This window comes from Ruegeria sp. HKCCSP346 (genome assembly GCF_017872595.1).
Classification (GTDB): Bacteria; Pseudomonadota; Alphaproteobacteria; order Rhodobacterales; family Rhodobacteraceae; genus Ruegeria.
Genome location: NZ_JAEDOT010000010.1, coordinates 40,028 through 55,738 on the forward strand (window position 1 = coordinate 40,028; position 15,711 = coordinate 55,738).

The window sequence follows — 15,711 nt, forward strand, 5'->3', positions numbered from 1 at the left end:
GGATTGTGGCATTCAGGCCAGCACCGTTTCCGCTGCCGAACCCAGCCGCAACAACGCCTCTTCCGAGCCGGGATAGCCCAGCATCATCAACCCGCAGCCGGGCGTTCCGTTGGGCAGGCTCAGCGCCGCCAGCCCCATCAGATTGCCAATCCGCGTGTTCCGCAGGGCCAGAAGATTCTCGGTTACGTAATAGTCATGATCGCTGAGCAAGCGCTCCAGATTGGGCGGCAAAATCGGCGCTGTCGGCGCCAGAACCGCATCAAACCCGGCGGTTGCCGCGTCCCAGGCGCTGCGGCATGCCTTGAGTTTGGCCCAGGCCGCCACATAGTCGGGGCCCGAATAACCCATGCCAATGCGGAAGCGTTCGAGTATCTCGGGATACATCGCGTCGGGATTGGCCTTGATCACATCGCGCCACAGCCCATAGGCCTCGGTCGTGTATACGATGCTGGTCAACGTCATGGCCTCGTTCAACTCGGGCACTTCCAACGGCACGATCTCGGCCCCCGCGTCCGCAAGTTTGGCAACGGCTTCGTCATATGCTTTGCGCGGTGTGTCGCGCAGATCGTCTTTGGCGATGTTCTGCAAATCGGCAAAACGGCGTCCTTTCAGCGAAGCGCCACGCAGATCGGCAGGCGTCCCCCCCTCGAGCAGAGCCAGAACATGCGCCGCATCCTCGACCGAACGCGCCACAGGTCCAACCGTGTCAAACCGCAGGCAAAGCGGTACCACACCTTCCAGGCTGAGCCGCCCCGCAGTGGTTTTCAGCCCCACCAGATCATTCCATGCCGCCGGGATACGCACCGACCCGCCCGTGTCCGAGCCGATGCCACACGCCGCCAACCCCCAGGCGACCGAGGCCGCCGCCCCTGAAGACGACCCCCCGGGCACTGCTGCCTCGTCATGAATGCAGGGCGGGGTTTCGGTGATCGGATTCAACCCGAGGCCGGAAAAGGCCAGCTCGCTCATATGCGTCTTGCCCAGACAAACCGTTCCCATCTGAGTCGCGTTGCGCAGCACCAGAGCATCCGCTTCCGGTACGCGATCCTTCAACAGAGCCGAACCGGCCTCGGTCACGGTGCCGGCGGTGTCGAACAGGTCTTTCCAACTGATCGGGACCCCGTCCAGCAACGACCGGCGCAGGCCCAGTTGCGCGCGTTGCCGAGCGGCTTCAGCCTCAGCCCGGGCACGGTCATGGGTGACGCGGGCATAGATGCGGTCCCGATGCGGATGAGCGTCAATAGCGGACAGGTAGGTTTCCGTCAGTTCGACCGGATCGATCTGGCCCATGCCAATGCCACGGCCCAAATCACACGCGGTCATGGTCAACCAGTCCTGCATCTCATCCCTCCTGATTTTTAGGCTTTGGGTGACGGTAGCGACAGGACTGCACATGGACAATCCCGAAAGGGCGCGCATATTGCAGGGCATGACACAGGCTTCTGACATTCTGATCGTGGGCGGCGGGTTGAACGGCCCTGCTTTGGCGCTGGCACTGGCACAAACCGGTCATTCGGTCACGGTGATCGATGCGCTGGTCGAAAAGGCGCGCAAGAACGCGGCATTCGACGGGCGTGCCTATGCGCTGGCTCTGGCCTCACAGCGGTTGTTGGATGCCATCGGTATTTGGGACCGCGTCGCGCAGCACGCCCAACCGATGCTGGAAATCAAGGTCACAGATGGCCATGCCGGAACAGGACCATCACCTTTTTTCATGCATTTCGACCATGCCGAGATCGAAGAAGGCCCGATGGGGTACATGGTCGAGGATCGCCACCTGCGCCGTGCTTTTCTGGACGCGATGGCCGAAGAGCCGCGCATCACCCAGGTAAGCGGCAAATCCGTCGTTTCGCAACAGGCCGACACTGCCAACGTGACCGTGACGTTGGATGACGGCACAACCCTGGGCGGCATCCTGCTGGTTGGCTGTGACGGTCGCCGCAGCGGAACCGCGTCTCGGGCCGGCATCAAACGCACCGGTTGGGATTATGGCCAGACGGCATTGGTCTGCGCCATCGAACATGAGCTGCCGCATATTGGCATTGCGCATCAGTTTTTCATGCCACCCGGTCCGCTGGCGATTCTGCCGTTGACTGGCAATCGCAGTTCCATCGTCTGGAGCGAACGCACCGAAACCGCACAGCACATCAACGCCCTGCCCGAAGATGATTACGTGCAAGTGCTACGCCCGAGATTTGGCGATTTTCTTGGCAAAATCAGTCTGGCGGGTGATCGTTTCACTTACCCGCTGAACCTGACCATCGCCAATGCCTTCATCAGTGATCGCATGGCGCTGGTTGGGGATGCCGCGCACGGAATGCACCCCATTGCCGGTCAGGGCCTGAATGCTGGCCTGCGCGATGTCGGCGCTCTGGCTGAAGTTCTGACTTTGGCGGGACGGCGCGGCGAGGATATCGGCTCGCTCATGGTGCTGGAGCGCTATCAGGAATGGCGCCGTTTCGACACGGCCTCGCTGGCAATGGCGACAGATGTCTTCAACAAGATGTTTTCAAACGACAATCCGTTGCTGCGCCTTGGTCGTGACATTGGCATGGGAGTTGTCGGCGCTTTGCCCGGGCTGCGTCGCGGCTTCGTTCGCGAGGCTGCCGGGCTGACCGGCGATCTGCCCAAGCTGTTGCAAGGGCGCCCGATTTAATCCAGCTGCCGGGCCTCGTCGACCAGCATGACCGGAATCCCGTTGCGGATGGGAAAAGCCAAACCCGCCGCTTTTGAAACAAGTTCCCGCCTTTCGGCGTCATAGTGCAGGGTCGTATGTGTCTGCGGGCAGATCATCGCCTCGAGCATGTGACGATCAAAGGCGTGTTCAGGGTCGGTCATTGCAGTTTTTCCTCATTCGATCCGCCTCGCATGGCGAATTCAATCAGCGTCACCAACGTCTCGCGCCGGGTGCGCAGGCAAGGGGCTTCCAGCAGGGCCTGTTTGTCCTCGGGGTCGAAATCCAAAAGCATCGACAGGGAATTCACCAAAAGCTCATCCTCGGCATCTTTGAGCGAATCCCAGTCGGTGGACAATTGACGGGATGAAAAGAAACGCTCCAACAGTGTCAGGAACGCGTTGCGGTCAAACCCGTTGTCTTTCTCGGCCTTTCCCAGATCACGATCGAACCCGTCCCACGAGACCGCACACCTCCGGTAGGGCGTGAACGCGTCCAGCTCTGACAGGACCCTGAACCGGGATATACCGGTCAACGTGATCAGATACCGGCCATCTTCGGTTTCCGAAAACTGCGTCACCCGCCCTGCGCATCCAATACGGTGCAGTTTGTCCTCGTCTTTGACCGAAGGATTCGGCTGAACCATTGCGATCAACCGTTCCTTGGTTTTCAGCGCGTCGTCCAGCATCTGAAGATAGCGCGGCTCGAATATGTGAAGCGGCAAGCGCGAGCGGGGCAGCAGCAGTGCCCCGGGCAATGGAAAAACAGATACCGTTTCCGGCAGGTCGGCGGGATGCATCATGTACCCGACTCTAGCTCTGATGAGAGATTAGGCAAATATCATCGAACTGAGTTTGCGACGTCCGTTCAGAACAATCGGGTCATTGGGCTTGAGCGCATCGAAGATGGTGAAAAGCTGTGTCTTGGCTGCACCTCCATTCCATTCACGATCCCGGTGGAACAGTTCCAGCAATTGTGCCACGGCTTCTTCCACATTGCCGTTCGCGTGCAGCGCCTGCGCCAGATCAAAGCGGGCTTGATGGTTGTCCGGATCCGCCTCAACCGCTGCCGTCAGCTCGGCGACGGGGCCGGCATCTGCTGCCTGCTTTGCAAGCTCCAGCTGCGCATGTGCAGCCTCCAGCTCGGCCGATGTGGAGATCTCGGCCGGAGCACCGTTCAGGATCGCTTCTGCCTGCTCCAGATCACCGGTGGCGATATGCGCCCGCACCAGCCCACCATATGCAGCGGCGTGGTTCGGATCTTCGCCCAGAATTGCGGCAAAGGTCTGAGCCGCGTCCGCAGCCGCGCCTTCGGCAAGCATTTCCTCGGCAGCCTGCACAGCATCATCCAGTTGGCCCCCGGGGCTTTCCCCCCCTGCGGCTTCGATCACGCGGTCCACGAAGGCCTTGATCTCGGATCCCGGCAACGCGCCTTGAAACCCGTCCACAGGCTGGCCCTTGAAAAAGGCATAGACGGTCGGGATCGACTGGATGCGCATTTGCGCAGCAATTGTCTGCGCCTCATCCACATTGATCTTGACCATCTTCACCGCGCCTTTCGCGGCTGTCACAGCCTCTTCCAGCATCGGTCCAAGGGTTTTGCACGGGCCACACCAAGGTGCCCAGAAATCGACGATCACAGGTGTTTCCTGCGAGGTTTCCACCACATCGGCCATGAAAGTGGCCTCGGTCCCGTCTTTGATCAGATCGGTTGCTGGGGCGTTTCCGCCGTTCAGAAGGTCCATGGCAATCACTCTTTCGTTCGAACTTGCGCCCTATATGCAGCCGCTTGTCGCGGAAACCAAGGGCTGAGTTGCGGATCAGATGTCGAAACTGGCAAAGACCGGAGCGTGATCGCTGGGTTTTTCCCATCCACGGGCGTCCCGCAGAATACGGCTGGAATGGCCTGCGTTCGAGATATCGGCCGTAGCCCAGATATGGTCCAGCCGGCGCCCCTTGTCCGCCGCATCCCAGTCCCGGGCGCGATAGGACCACCAGCTGTAAAGCTGCCCTTCCGGGATGTCCTGACGGGTGATATCGACCCAGCCACCTGCTTCCTGTGTCTCGGCCAGATGCTCGACTTCGATGGGCGTGTGCGAGACGACCTTCAGCAGTTGTTTGTGTGACCAAACATCATCCTCGCGCGGGGCGATGTTCAGGTCGCCGACAAGGATGGATTTAGCCGGCTTTTCCGCACGGAACCAATCGCGCATATCAGTGAGATAGTCGAGCTTCTGGCCGAATTTCTCATTCACCTCCCGGTCCGGCACGTCGCCGCCCGCCGGGACATAGAAATTGTGGATAATGACACCATTTTCCAACCGCCCGGCAATATGGCGGGCATGTCCGAGACCCGCGAAATCCCTGTCGCCCACCTCTTCCATCGGCAGGCGCGACAGGATGGCGACACCGTTATACCCCTTCTGCCCGCGCGCGATCATGTGGGTGTAGCCCAGTTCGGAAAACCCTTCGGTCGGGATCTTCTCAACCGGTGATTTGCACTCTTGCAGGCACAATACATCAGGGGCTTCTTCTTGCAGCAATTTCAGCACGATAGGCTCGCGCAGGCGAACAGAATTGATGTTCCATGTGGCAAGGGTGAAAGGCATGTCGGGGATTCCTTTGTCGCGATTGGCGCAGGTTAACGTGGCACAACGCCAGTTGCCACGAGAAAAGGCAGCCCCGATGCCAGGACCACAGACCGGCAGTTAGGCGGGCGTCACATTCGTGCTTTCCCTTGCCCTGATATCTCGCCTGATGCAGACTTGTCTGCGAATGAGGAATGTCTGTTTCACCGCTGGGTCTGTTCGCGAACAGACCGGCCCGGCACCATGCTTTGGGAGGAGTGTGTCATGGCATCCGAGACCGCAGGTTCCACGCCACCAGAAAACCTGACGCCGCAGCAGCGGGACATGCCGCAGGTCAACAAGATCACGACGGATGACATCAGGGCGTCGCTGAAAGCCGGGTTTTCCGACTTTCTGGCCCGCCCTGTCCTGAGCGGCTTTTTCGGTCTGTTCTATGCAGTATTCGGAATTCTGCTGGTTTGGGTCCTGATCTGGCTTGGCCAGATCTGGATGATCATTCCCGCCATTGTCGGCTTTCCGCTGGTCGCACCTTTCGCCGCCGCCGGGCTTTATGAAATGTCGCGCCGCTTGCAAAAAGGCGAAAGCTTTGGCTGGGCTGAAATCCTCAGCGTCATGGCCAATCAACGCAAACGCGAATTGGGCTGGATGGCCTTTGTCACACTTTTCATTTTCTGGGTGTGGATCTACCAGGTTCGGCTTTGGCTGGCGATCACCCTTCAGAACGCATCTTTCTCGGATTTCGACGGGTTTTTGAACACCGTTTTCTTCACGCCGCAGGGCTGGATCTTCCTTGCCATTGGCACCTGTGTCGGCGCGTTCCTGTCAGCCGTACTGTTTTCGGTGACCGTCGTCGCCATGCCCTTGCTGCTGGACCGGGAAACCAACTTCATCTCTGCCATGTTGACCTCTTTGCGCGTCGTATCCGAAAGCCCGGCGGTCATGCTCGGCTGGGCGGCGATCATCTCGGTCACCATACTGCTGTCGCTGGTTCCAGCGTTTCTGGGCCTGATCTTTACCCTTCCGATCCTTGGCCACACCACGTGGCACCTTTACCAGCGCGCCGTTGCCCCGGCGGAAGGGTGAACCGCGGCAGAGCTCACCTCCGTCATTGGGCGAATATCGGTCAGTGCTGCTGTCTGCCTTCGTGTGGAAACCGCCCCTCAGCAGCGAAAAAAAGCCGGGCCATTCGGCCCGGCAGTCCAACAGGGAGGTACATGTCATAACCCGGACATGCACGGGTTGGGAGTAACCTAATTATGAGTACAGAGTATCACTTTGATCCACATCAATCCACAACCAGTTAAGACACGAGCCTATATCCACCCGATTCTGTGACCAAAAGGCGCGCATTGGACGGATCGGGCTCGATCTTCTGACGCAGACGATAGATGTGGGTTTCCAGCGTGTGGGTCGTGACCCCGGCATTGTATCCCCACACTTCGTGCAACAGCACATCCCGCGCCACGACACCATCGGTTGATCGGTACAGGAACTTGAGGATGTTGGTTTCCTTCTCGGTCAGACGGATCTTGCGGTCTTCTTCCGTGATCAGCATCTTCATCGCCGGCTTGAACGTATAGGGGCCAAGAACAAATACCGCGTCCTCGGATTGTTCGTGCTGCCGCAGCTGAGCGCGGATACGGGCCAGCAATACCGGAAATTTGAAGGGTTTGGAGACATAATCGTTCGCGCCGGCGTCCAGGCCCAAGATCGTATCGGCATCGCTGTCATGACCGGTCAGCATCAGAATCGGGCTTTTCACGCCCTGTTTACGCATCAGGCGGCACAATTCCCGCCCGTCGGTATCCGGCAGACCCACATCAAGAATGACCAGATCATAGATCGCTTCGCGTGCGCGCTCCATTGCGGACTGGCCGTCTGACGCTTCGAAAACGTCAAAGTCTTCGGTCATGACAAGTTGCTCGCTGAGCGCCTCACGCAGATCCTCGTCATCGTCCACCAACAGGATTTTCTTGAGTTGAGCCATTTCCCGATCCTCCAAACGCTTTTCCATCACTTGCGCGCGGAATATGCAATCAACAAGATTTGCTGCAACGGTTTCACGCCATCGTGTCAGAGTTGGCAGAAATGTTTCACATTTCCTTTCGAAACAGCTAGGAGAAGGGCTGAGCGTTATAGGGTAACATAGATGAGCCTCATTCCCGATATCACCGAACTTCTTGCCCGGGCCCGGGCCGATCTGCGCATGGGCGTTCCAGTGGTTCTGACCGATGACAGCGGCTTTAGCGTTGTGGCGATCTCTGCGGAAACGCTCAACCCGCAGCGCCTGGCCGATCTGAAAAAGCTCGGAGACCCGGTGGTGGCCATTACCGGGCGGCGGGCCGAAACACTCAAGGCGCGGGCCTATGACGGCGATCTTGCACGCGTTTCAATTCCCGCCGATGCAGACATCACTTGGGTGCAGGCGGTTGCTGATCCCTCTGACGATCTGAACGCGCCGATGAAAGGGCCGTTGATGACCGAGCGCCACGGTAACGCCAATTTGCACCGCATCGCGATTGCGTTGGCCAAGTCCGCGCGCATTCTTCCTGCCGCGGTCGTCGTGCCGGTCGAAGATGGCCGGGCCTTTGCGGTATCGCACGGCCTGACCTGCATTGACCACACGCGCGCCGCCCCGCATCTGGCGGACCGCAGCGCCCTGCACGAGGTGGTTGCCGCGCGTCTTCCGATGGAAGTATCCGAGGCCGGCCGTCTGCATGTTTTCCGCCCCGAAGATGGCGGAGAAGAACATTACGCAGTCGAAATAGGCCGCCCGGATCGGGACAAACCAGTGCTGGCCCGATTGCATTCCGCCTGTTTCACGGGCGATCTGATGGGCAGCCTGAAATGCGACTGCGGTCCGCAATTGCGGGGCGCACTGGCGCAAATGGGGGCCGAAGGGGCTGGCGTTCTTCTGTATCTGAACCAGGAAGGGCGTGGTATCGGGCTGGCCAACAAGATGCGTGCCTATTTTCTTCAAGATCAGGGTTTTGACACGGTAGAAGCAAACCACAGGCTGGGTTTCGAGGATGATGAGCGCGACTTCCGACTCGGGTCGGATATCCTGAAATCTCTGGGTTTCAACTCGGTGCGCCTGCTGACCAACAACCCTGCCAAGATCTCGATGATGGAACGCACAGGGATCGCCGTGACCGAGCGCGTTCCTTTGAAAGTGGGTGAAACCGCGCATAACCGGGGATACCTGGCCACGAAAGCCGCGAAATCCGGGCACCTGTTGTGACCCCAGACGATCTTGTGCTCACCCCGCGTGGTGTTCGCTTTCGTGGCAGGACGTTCCCCTGCTCGATTGGAAAAGGCGGATTGAGCAACACGAAACACGAGGGCGATGGGGCGACACCTACCGGATGCCATCGAATCGTCGGCATGCTCTACCGGCCTGACCGGCTGGTCGCCCCCAACTTCTGGGCGATCCCGATTGGGCCGCAGGACTTGTGGTCTGATGACGTCGAAGACAGCCACTATAATCACTTGGTGCTTGCCCCTTATGCGTTCAGTCATGAGAAACTGCGCCGGGCTGATCCGCTTTATGACCTGGTCCTGTTGACCGACTGGAACTGGCCGAATGCCGTTCCCGGCAAGGGATCGGCGATTTTTCTGCATCAGTGGCGCAGGCCCGGCTACCCCACCGAGGGCTGCATTGCCTTCCGTCGGGACCATCTGCACTGGATTGCAGGGCGAATTTCCCTTGGAACGCGCCTGATTATTCCTGAGGCTTGACCCGCTCGCCGAAAATGGCCGACCCGATACGAACATGGGTCGCGCCCAAGGCGATGGCCTGCTCGAAATCACCGCTCATCCCCATCGACAACCCCTCAAGCCCATTGCGGGCTGCGATCTTGGCCAAGAGGGCGAAATGCAAAGTGGGTTCTTCATCGACCGGCGGGATGCACATCAGCCCGCGTACCGGTAGATCCAGCGATCGGCATTCCGCGATAAACCCGTCCGCATCCGCAGGAAGAACGCCTGCCTTCTGGGCTTCTTCCCCCGTATTGACCTGAATGAAAAGGTCGGGGCAGTATCCCACCTCTTGCGCCAGCCGCGCCAGGGTTTTGGCCAGTTTGGGGCGATCGACCGAATGGATCGCATTGCACAGTTCCATCGCCTGCCTGGCCTTGTTGGTCTGCAACGGGCCGATGAGATGCAGATCGACGGCATCGAACTGCTCTTTGAAAGCGGGCCATTTGCTGGCCGCCTCCTGTACGCGATTCTCACCAAAACACCTGTGGCCCTGCTCCAGCACCGCCTGAACTCGCTCATTCGGTTGTACTTTGGATACAGCGATCAGTTTGACGGAACCGGCAGGGCGGTCCGATCTGGCTTCGGCATTTGCAATGCGTGCGGTGATTTCTTGCAACGACATGGGGCCCTCAATCTGTCTTTGGCGCAGAAAAACACCAAGTCGACGCAAAAGAAAAGGGCGAGTCCGAAGACCCGCCCTCAAACCTTGCGGTTCAGATCAGCTTAGAAGTTGAACTGAGCACCGAAGTCAGCAACGATTGTGTCGCTTGCGCAGCTGTCACAGTCGTTGCGGCCGATACCACCGCGCAGCGATGCACCGCCACCCAGGTCGTAGATCGCACCGATAGCAACCTGCTGAAGGTCAGCAGAGGCGTTACCGTCACCATAGGTGAACAGCAGGGTGGTTGCAGCGCCCAGGTTGTAGGCGGCCGACAGACCCCATGCAGTACCGTCGGTCGCTGCAACTTTGGTTGCGTCGTCCGCGACAAACAGAGTACCCGAGAAGTCACCCCATTCGCCACCCAGGGTCAGAACGGTCAGGCTCGGATCGCTGCCTGCACCTGCGTCGGTCTGACCATAGGCCAGAGCGGCAGTGATGTTGTTGAAGGTGTAGGTTGCGCTGATGTCCCAGCGGTCTGCATCGGTGAAGGTTGCCGGACCGGTCGGAACGCCAGCAGCAGTTGCGGGAACTGTAGCCAGTGTCGCTTGGTCGTACGAAGCGCCAAACGAGAAGTCGCCTACCGAATACTGGAAGAACACAGCGTTCGAACCCGAACCGGTCGACGAGTAACCCAGGAAGCTGTAGTTAACGCCCGAGTACTGACCTGCGAACAGTTCCAGACCTACTTCGTTGCCGTAGTAGTTTGCCAGGTTGTCGAAGGCACCTGCGACGTTGCCCGCGTCAACACGCAGACCACCGTAGATGACCGAGAAGCGTGCGCCGTTCAGGCCAGCGGAACCGGCTTCGCCGTTGCCGCTGTTTTCGTCGGCTTGCAGACGAACACGGCCTTCAAAGCGAACGCCACCATCGGTTTCTGCGATGCCGTCGATGTTCAGACGGAAACGCGAGACCAGGATAACGTCGTCGGTTTGGGTCGCAACGCTTGCGTTCGAAGTCTGAGTAACGACTGCGGTGCCGCCACCAGCAGTGCTAACAGTGGTCGGTGTGGTGCGAACAACGTCGTAGCTGCCTGTACGGTCTTCTTTGTAGCCGATACCAAAACGGCCGTAACCGCTGAAGTTAATCTCAGCTGCCGCAACGCCTGCGGTCGCGATCAGCGCCGTCGATGCGAAGAGAACTTTTTTCATCTTGTTTCCCTCGGTTTCATTCAAAAGAGTTATCTACTCGACACATGCCTCGGCATATGTCTCAGCACGGACACCGTTTCGCTCTTTTTGCCCCCATTGCGCAAGCTTGGCATAAACCCGGTCACGTCATTGGGGTCAGATTGGTGCAAGGATGCCACAGTTCGTTTTTGCCCGGATCAGGCTGACACGCTTACATTTCAGAAGAATAGGCTTGTTGCAGCGAGGGTCCTTGGCTAGGAGTATGCCCTGAATACTGCACAACAAGTGAAACAGGACCTGCTGACAATGCGCCTGCCTACGATTTTGGGATTAATCATGCTGACCACCACTATTGCGGCATGCGGGCAGAATCGAAGCACTTCGACATATTCCCCCAATCCCGCCAGCGGTAATTCCGATGAACGCGAGCTGAACGATCCTGAACGTACAACACTGTGGGACATTTTCGATCGCAGCACGGCCGAGCAGACCACCAATGTAAACCGGTACTTGTGGGCAGCTTCGCTGGACATTTTGAACTTCTTGCCTGTGCAGGAGGTCGATCCGTTTACCGGAGTGATCGTAACGGGTTACGGCACTCCTCCGGGCGGAGGACGGTCATACAGGGCGACCGTACACATCAGTGATCCGGCGCTTGCGGCCCGGTCTTTGTCCGTCGCCCTGCAATCCAGCGGGGGCGCCCCGGTAAGCGCGGCAACAACCCGTGCGGTGGAGGATGCGATTCTGTCCCGCGCGCGTCAGCTGCGCATCGCGGACAACAAGTTCTAGCACTCCGCCGAAAATCACACTAATACCACGCCGGGTTCCTACCCGGCGTTTTCATTCACGAAGGACCGCACAATGTCGCGCTATTCGGCCACCGAAATCGAAGCAAAATGGCAAGAAGCCTGGGACAAGGCAGGAATCTTCACCGCCAACCACAAGGCGGACAAGCCGAAATACTATGTGCTTGAGATGTTCCCCTACCCGTCCGGCCGAATCCATATGGGGCATGTGCGAAACTATACGATGGGCGACGTCATCGCGCGGCACAAGCTGGCCACCGGGCACAATGTTCTGCACCCCATGGGCTGGGACGCGTTCGGGATGCCGGCGGAAAACGCTGCCATGGCGATCGGCGGCCACCCCAAAGAGTGGACTTACGGCAATATCGCCGACATGCGCGCCCAGATGAAGCCACTGGGCCTGTCGATCGACTGGTCCCGTGAATTCGCCACATGTGATCCGGAATACTATGGCCAGCAGCAGGCGCTGTTCCTCGACATGCTCGAGGCCGGGCTGGTCTATCGCAAGAATGCCGTGGTGAACTGGGATCCGGTCGACATGACCGTTCTGGCCAATGAACAGGTGGAAAACGGGCGCGGCTGGCGCTCGGGTGCGCTGGTGGAACGGCGCGAGCTGACGCAGTGGTTCTTCAAGATCTCGGATTATTCCGAAGAACTGCTGAACGCTCTGGACACGCTGGAAAACTGGCCCGCCAAGGTTCGACTGATGCAGGAAAACTGGATCGGCAAGTCGCGCGGCCTGCAATTCGGGTTCGAGCGCACGGATGGTGGGGAACCGATCACTGTCTACACGACGCGCCCCGACACGCTGCTGGGCGCATCCTTCGTTGGGATATCGCCCGATCACCCGATCGCCAAACAGCTTGAGGCCGAAAACCCGGAAGTCGCTGAATTCGTTGCCGAATGCCGCAAGGGCGGCACCACGGAAGAGGCCATCGAAACCGGCGAAAAGCTGGGTTTGGACACCGGCATCCGCGTCAAGCATCCGTTGGACCCGAACTGGGAACTGCCGGTCTGGATCGCCAATTTCATCCTGATGGATTACGGCACCGGCGCGATCTTCGCCTGCCCGGCCCATGACCAGCGCGACCTTGATTTCTGCCGCAAATACGATCTGCCGGTGATCGATACGTTCTTTGCGCTGGACGACGACACACCGGTCGACAAGATCGCCTTTGTCCCGCCAAAGACCGAGAAAGTCCGCTGGGTGAACCATTTCGCAGGCCTGACCGAAGCAACCGGAGAAGAGGCGATCAACACCACCATCGATTTCGCCGAAAAAGCCGGTTGGGGCGAAGGGGTCACGAAATATCGCCTGCGCGACTGGGGCTTGAGCCGTCAGCGCTATTGGGGGTGTCCGATTCCGGTCGTTCACTGCGAAAGCTGTGGTGTGGTCCCTGAAAAGAAAGAGAACCTTCCGGTTCGCCTGCCCGATGATGTCACCTTCGACAAACCGGGCAACCCGCTGGACCGTCACCCGACCTGGCGCGACTGCGCCTGCCCGAATTGTGGCGCCCCTGCCAAGCGCGAGACCGACACGATGGACACGTTCGTGGATTCGTCATGGTATTTCGCCCGATTCACCGCTCCGCGCGCGGAAACACCCACCGATCTGGCCGAGGCGGAATACTGGATGAATGTAGACCAGTATATCGGCGGGATCGAACACGCGATTCTGCACTTGCTGTATTCGCGGTTCTTCGCCCGCGCGATGAACATCACCGGGCATTTGCCGGACAAAGCCATCGAACCCTTCGACGCGCTGTTCACCCAAGGCATGGTGACGCACGAGATCTACCAGACCCGCGATGCCAACGGTCGTCCGGTCTATCACCTGCCCGAAGAGGTCACGGACGGAAAACTGGCTGACGGCACACAGGTCGAGATCATCCCATCGGCCAAGATGTCAAAGTCCAAGAAGAACGTTGTCGATCCGGTCAGCATCATCTCGGCCTTCGGCGCAGATACCGCGCGCTGGTTCGTGCTGTCCGATTCGCCACCCGAACGGGACGTGGAATGGACGGCTGCGGGGGCCGAGGCCGCGTACAAGCATCTCAACCGTGTCTGGAACCTCTGCGACAAGATCGGCGCCATGGACCCGAATGCCACGGGTGAAGGCGATGAGGAACTGCTGCGCGAGATGCACAAAACCATCCGCGACGTGACATTGGGTGTTGAAAGCTTTGGCTTCAACGCGGCCATCGCCAAGCTTTATGCCTTCACCAACACGCTGGCGAAATCCAAGGCAGGTGCTGCGGCCCAAAAGCAGGCCATCAAAACGCTGGCACAGCTGATGTCGCCGATGACACCGCATCTGGCGGAAGATATTTGGGCCCATCAGGGCGGCGAAGGCCTTGTGGCCGTTGCGCCATGGCCCGTCGCCGACGAGGCGATGCTGGTTGATGACACCGTCACCTTGCCGATCCAGATCAACGGCAAGCGTCGCGCGGAAATCAGCGTGGCCAAGGATCTGGACAAAGCCGAGGTTGAAAAAATTGCGCTCAGCACCGAAGCTGTTCAAAAGGCGCTGGAAGGGAATGCGCCGAAGAAAGTGATCGTCGTTCCGGGCCGGATTGTGAATGTTGTCGTTTGATCGCAGAACGTTTTTGCTGATGCCGCTGGCGCTGGCCGCCTGCGGCTTTGAGCCCGTCTATGCACCTGGCGGATCGGGTTCGGCCTTGTATGGCCGCGTCGAGGTGTCGGCGCCCAACACCGTGGAAAGCTATTTGCTGGTGCAAGATCTGGAACAGCAACTGGGGCGAAGCGCCGGGTCGGTCAACGACTACAAGCTGGACGTTCAGGTTTCGACCGTGACGCGTGGCGCAGCAATCACCACCACAAACGAAACGCAACGCTACACCATCGACGGAAGCGCGCAATACACGCTGCGGTCCAACGCAACCGGTCAGATCATCGCCTCGGGCTCGGTGGCGGATTTTGTGTCATATTCTGCCGCAGGATCGACCGTTTCCACCTTGGCGGATGAGCGCGATGCCAAGAGACGGCTGATGATGATTCTGTCGGGTCAGATCATGAACCGTCTTTACGCCACACCGGGTCTGGCTGCATGAAGTTGAGCCCGCGCGAGGCTGAGGGGTATTTTGCCAAGCCGGACGCGGACAAGACAGGGCTGCTTATCTATGGCGCGGATGCGATGCGGGTTGCGCTCAAGCGGCAACAGGTGCTGGCCGCTCTGCTTGGCGCCCAAGCCGAAGAAGAAATGCGCCTGACCCGCATGCCCGGTGGCGATCTGCGTGGTGATCCCGCCCTGCTGCTGGACGCGGTCAAGGCGGTCGGCTTCTTTCCCGGCCCACGTGCCGTTTTCGTGGAAGACGCAACCGAAACCGCGGCGCCGGCAATTCTGGCCGCACTCGAAGATTGGGCCCCCGGAGACGCCCAGATCATCGTGACCTCGGGGCAATTGAAACCCAGCTCGAAAATCCGCAAGGCGTTCGAAGGCCACCCTGCCGCCTACGCAGTCGGCATTTATGACGACCCGCCCTCACGCGCCGAAGTGGAACGGGTTCTTGCCGAGTCGGGTATGAAAAACGTGCCCCGAGATGTCATGTCTGCAATCAGTGAATTGGCCGTCAGCCTCAGCCCCGGTGATTTCGCCCAAACGATTGAAAAACTGTCTCTTTACAAGCGCGGTGACAGCGCTGATTTGACGATCGAAGATATTGAGGCCTGCGCCCCGCGCTCGACCGAGGCGGCGCTGGATGATGTTCTCAACGTCGTTGCCGAAGGCCGCGCCGGTGAGATCGGGCCGCTGATCCGGAGGTTGCAGGCGCAGGGCACCAACGGCGTGACTCTGTGCATCGGAGCGATGCGGCATTTTCGGACACTCTATGCCTGCGCGTCCGATCCCGGCGGTGCTGCGCAGGGCATCGGTAAGCTGCGTCCACCGGTTTACGGCAAACGGCGTGACCGTATCCTGCGGCAGGCACAAGGTTGGGGCGCGACCAAGCTGCAAACCGCACTGACGGTTCTGACCGATACAGATTTGGCGCTGCGGTCGGCCGGGCAGACAGCCCCTGCCATGGCGCTGGTGGAACGCGCGATGATCCGATTGGCGATGTTGGCACGATCCCGCTAGG

General features: G+C 59.4%; 16 protein-coding genes. 8 read left to right on the forward strand and 8 right to left on the reverse strand.

Annotation, left to right across the window (positions count from 1 at the left end; all coding sequences use genetic code 11):
* Positions 1 to 12: 12 nt before the first annotated feature.
* On the reverse strand, positions 13 to 1,341 hold the full coding sequence (locus I9185_RS18850) for an amidase family protein (RefSeq protein WP_210093822.1): 1,329 nt from the start codon (positions 1,339 to 1,341) through the stop codon (positions 13 to 15).
* 52 nt (positions 1,342 to 1,393) lie between these two features.
* On the opposite strand from I9185_RS18850, the gene I9185_RS18855 reads away from it, so the two are divergent.
* Complete coding sequence (locus I9185_RS18855; protein WP_245223640.1) at positions 1,394 to 2,656, forward strand: FAD-dependent monooxygenase; 1,263 nt, start codon at positions 1,394 to 1,396, stop codon at positions 2,654 to 2,656.
* Here I9185_RS18855 and I9185_RS18860 read toward each other — a convergent pair.
* The 4 genes from I9185_RS18860 to I9185_RS18875 all read right to left on the reverse strand — a co-directional run bounded on the left by I9185_RS18860 (position 2,653) and on the right by I9185_RS18875 (position 5,282).
* Positions 2,653 to 2,838, reverse strand: coding sequence for a Trm112 family protein (locus I9185_RS18860; RefSeq protein ID WP_170345599.1), 186 nt, complete (start codon positions 2,836 to 2,838; stop codon positions 2,653 to 2,655). The two genes, I9185_RS18855 and I9185_RS18860, sit on opposite strands and share 4 nt — an antisense overlap.
* Positions 2,835 to 3,476, reverse strand: a complete 642-nt coding sequence (locus I9185_RS18865) for an LON peptidase substrate-binding domain-containing protein (RefSeq protein ID WP_210093823.1) — start codon at positions 3,474 to 3,476, stop codon at positions 2,835 to 2,837. Before I9185_RS18865 ends, I9185_RS18860 begins: the two co-directional genes overlap by 4 nt.
* Before the next feature lie 27 nt (positions 3,477 to 3,503).
* On the reverse strand, positions 3,504 to 4,418 hold the full coding sequence (trxA, locus tag I9185_RS18870; RefSeq protein WP_210093824.1) for a thioredoxin: 915 nt from the start codon (positions 4,416 to 4,418) through the stop codon (positions 3,504 to 3,506).
* A gap of 75 nt (positions 4,419 to 4,493) precedes the next feature.
* Complete coding sequence (locus I9185_RS18875; protein ID WP_210093825.1) at positions 4,494 to 5,282, reverse strand: exodeoxyribonuclease III; 789 nt, start codon at positions 5,280 to 5,282, stop codon at positions 4,494 to 4,496.
* A 243-nt stretch (positions 5,283 to 5,525) separates the two neighbouring features.
* On the opposite strand from I9185_RS18875, the gene I9185_RS18880 reads away from it, so the two are divergent.
* A complete protein-coding gene (locus I9185_RS18880; RefSeq protein ID WP_171637758.1) occupies positions 5,526 to 6,344 on the forward strand; it encodes a DUF2189 domain-containing protein in 819 nt (272 codons plus the stop codon).
* 217 nt (positions 6,345 to 6,561) lie between these two features.
* Here the strand turns inward: I9185_RS18880 and I9185_RS18885 are convergent, their stop codons facing one another.
* Complete coding sequence (locus I9185_RS18885) at positions 6,562 to 7,248, reverse strand: response regulator transcription factor (protein WP_117872957.1); 687 nt, start codon at positions 7,246 to 7,248, stop codon at positions 6,562 to 6,564.
* Positions 7,249 to 7,410: 162 nt separating this feature from the next.
* On the opposite strand from I9185_RS18885, the gene ribA reads away from it, so the two are divergent.
* Positions 7,411 to 8,502, forward strand: coding sequence for a GTP cyclohydrolase II (gene ribA / locus I9185_RS18890; RefSeq protein WP_152459261.1), 1,092 nt, complete (start codon positions 7,411 to 7,413; stop codon positions 8,500 to 8,502).
* Positions 8,499 to 8,999, forward strand: coding sequence for a L,D-transpeptidase family protein (locus tag I9185_RS18895; protein ID WP_171637761.1), 501 nt, complete (start codon positions 8,499 to 8,501; stop codon positions 8,997 to 8,999). Before ribA ends, I9185_RS18895 begins: the two co-directional genes overlap by 4 nt.
* On the opposite strand, the gene I9185_RS18900 is transcribed toward I9185_RS18895, so the two are convergent.
* Positions 8,983 to 9,642, reverse strand: coding sequence for a YggS family pyridoxal phosphate-dependent enzyme (locus I9185_RS18900; protein WP_209835449.1), 660 nt, complete (start codon positions 9,640 to 9,642; stop codon positions 8,983 to 8,985). The two genes, I9185_RS18895 and I9185_RS18900, sit on opposite strands and share 17 nt — an antisense overlap.
* 101 nt (positions 9,643 to 9,743) lie before the next feature.
* A complete protein-coding gene (locus I9185_RS18905) occupies positions 9,744 to 10,829 on the reverse strand; it encodes a porin (RefSeq protein ID WP_210093826.1) in 1,086 nt (361 codons plus the stop codon).
* A 285-nt stretch (positions 10,830 to 11,114) separates the two neighbouring features.
* Here I9185_RS18905 and I9185_RS18910 point away from each other — a divergent pair, with 285 nt between their 5' ends.
* The 4 genes from I9185_RS18910 to holA all read left to right on the forward strand — a co-directional run bounded on the left by I9185_RS18910 (position 11,115) and on the right by holA (position 15,710).
* Positions 11,115 to 11,597: a DUF3576 domain-containing protein gene (locus tag I9185_RS18910; RefSeq protein WP_152459265.1), complete on the forward strand. Its 483-nt coding sequence runs from the start codon at positions 11,115 to 11,117 to the stop codon at positions 11,595 to 11,597.
* A 72-nt stretch (positions 11,598 to 11,669) separates the two neighbouring features.
* On the forward strand, positions 11,670 to 14,207 hold the full coding sequence (gene leuS / locus I9185_RS18915; protein ID WP_210093827.1) for a leucine--tRNA ligase: 2,538 nt from the start codon (positions 11,670 to 11,672) through the stop codon (positions 14,205 to 14,207).
* Positions 14,194 to 14,685: an LPS assembly lipoprotein LptE gene (lptE, locus tag I9185_RS18920; RefSeq protein ID WP_210093828.1), complete on the forward strand. Its 492-nt coding sequence runs from the start codon at positions 14,194 to 14,196 to the stop codon at positions 14,683 to 14,685. Before leuS ends, lptE begins: the two co-directional genes overlap by 14 nt.
* Positions 14,682 to 15,710, forward strand: coding sequence for a DNA polymerase III subunit delta (gene holA / locus I9185_RS18925; protein ID WP_210093829.1), 1,029 nt, complete (start codon positions 14,682 to 14,684; stop codon positions 15,708 to 15,710). Before lptE ends, holA begins: the two co-directional genes overlap by 4 nt.
* Position 15,711: the final 1 nt, after the last annotated feature.

What these genes read in the sequence shown, in the direction of transcription:
- I9185_RS18860 (WP_170345599.1), bottom strand. Translation starts at nt 2,838, where the DNA reads ATGACCGACCCTGAACACGCCTTTGATCGTCACATGCTCGAGGCGATG.
- I9185_RS18850 (WP_210093822.1), bottom strand. Translation starts at nt 1,341, where the DNA reads ATGCAGGACTGGTTGACCATGACCGCGTGTGATTTGGGCCGTGGCATT.
- lptE (WP_210093828.1), top strand. Translation starts at nt 14,194, where the DNA reads ATGTTGTCGTTTGATCGCAGAACGTTTTTGCTGATGCCGCTGGCGCTG.
- I9185_RS18880 (WP_171637758.1), top strand. Translation starts at nt 5,526, where the DNA reads ATGGCATCCGAGACCGCAGGTTCCACGCCACCAGAAAACCTGACGCCG.
- trxA (WP_210093824.1), bottom strand. Translation starts at nt 4,418, where the DNA reads ATGGACCTTCTGAACGGCGGAAACGCCCCAGCAACCGATCTGATCAAA.
- I9185_RS18905 (WP_210093826.1), bottom strand. Translation starts at nt 10,829, where the DNA reads ATGAAAAAAGTTCTCTTCGCATCGACGGCGCTGATCGCGACCGCAGGC.
- I9185_RS18910 (WP_152459265.1), top strand. Translation starts at nt 11,115, where the DNA reads ATGCGCCTGCCTACGATTTTGGGATTAATCATGCTGACCACCACTATT.
- I9185_RS18885 (WP_117872957.1), bottom strand. Translation starts at nt 7,248, where the DNA reads ATGGCTCAACTCAAGAAAATCCTGTTGGTGGACGATGACGAGGATCTG.
- ribA (WP_152459261.1), top strand. Translation starts at nt 7,411, where the DNA reads ATGAGCCTCATTCCCGATATCACCGAACTTCTTGCCCGGGCCCGGGCC.
- I9185_RS18900 (WP_209835449.1), bottom strand. Translation starts at nt 9,642, where the DNA reads ATGTCGTTGCAAGAAATCACCGCACGCATTGCAAATGCCGAAGCCAGA.
- leuS (WP_210093827.1), top strand. Translation starts at nt 11,670, where the DNA reads ATGTCGCGCTATTCGGCCACCGAAATCGAAGCAAAATGGCAAGAAGCC.
- holA (WP_210093829.1), top strand. Translation starts at nt 14,682, where the DNA reads ATGAAGTTGAGCCCGCGCGAGGCTGAGGGGTATTTTGCCAAGCCGGAC.
- I9185_RS18875 (WP_210093825.1), bottom strand. Translation starts at nt 5,282, where the DNA reads ATGCCTTTCACCCTTGCCACATGGAACATCAATTCTGTTCGCCTGCGC.
- I9185_RS18855 (WP_245223640.1), top strand. Translation starts at nt 1,394, where the DNA reads ATGGACAATCCCGAAAGGGCGCGCATATTGCAGGGCATGACACAGGCT.
- I9185_RS18865 (WP_210093823.1), bottom strand. Translation starts at nt 3,476, where the DNA reads ATGATGCATCCCGCCGACCTGCCGGAAACGGTATCTGTTTTTCCATTG.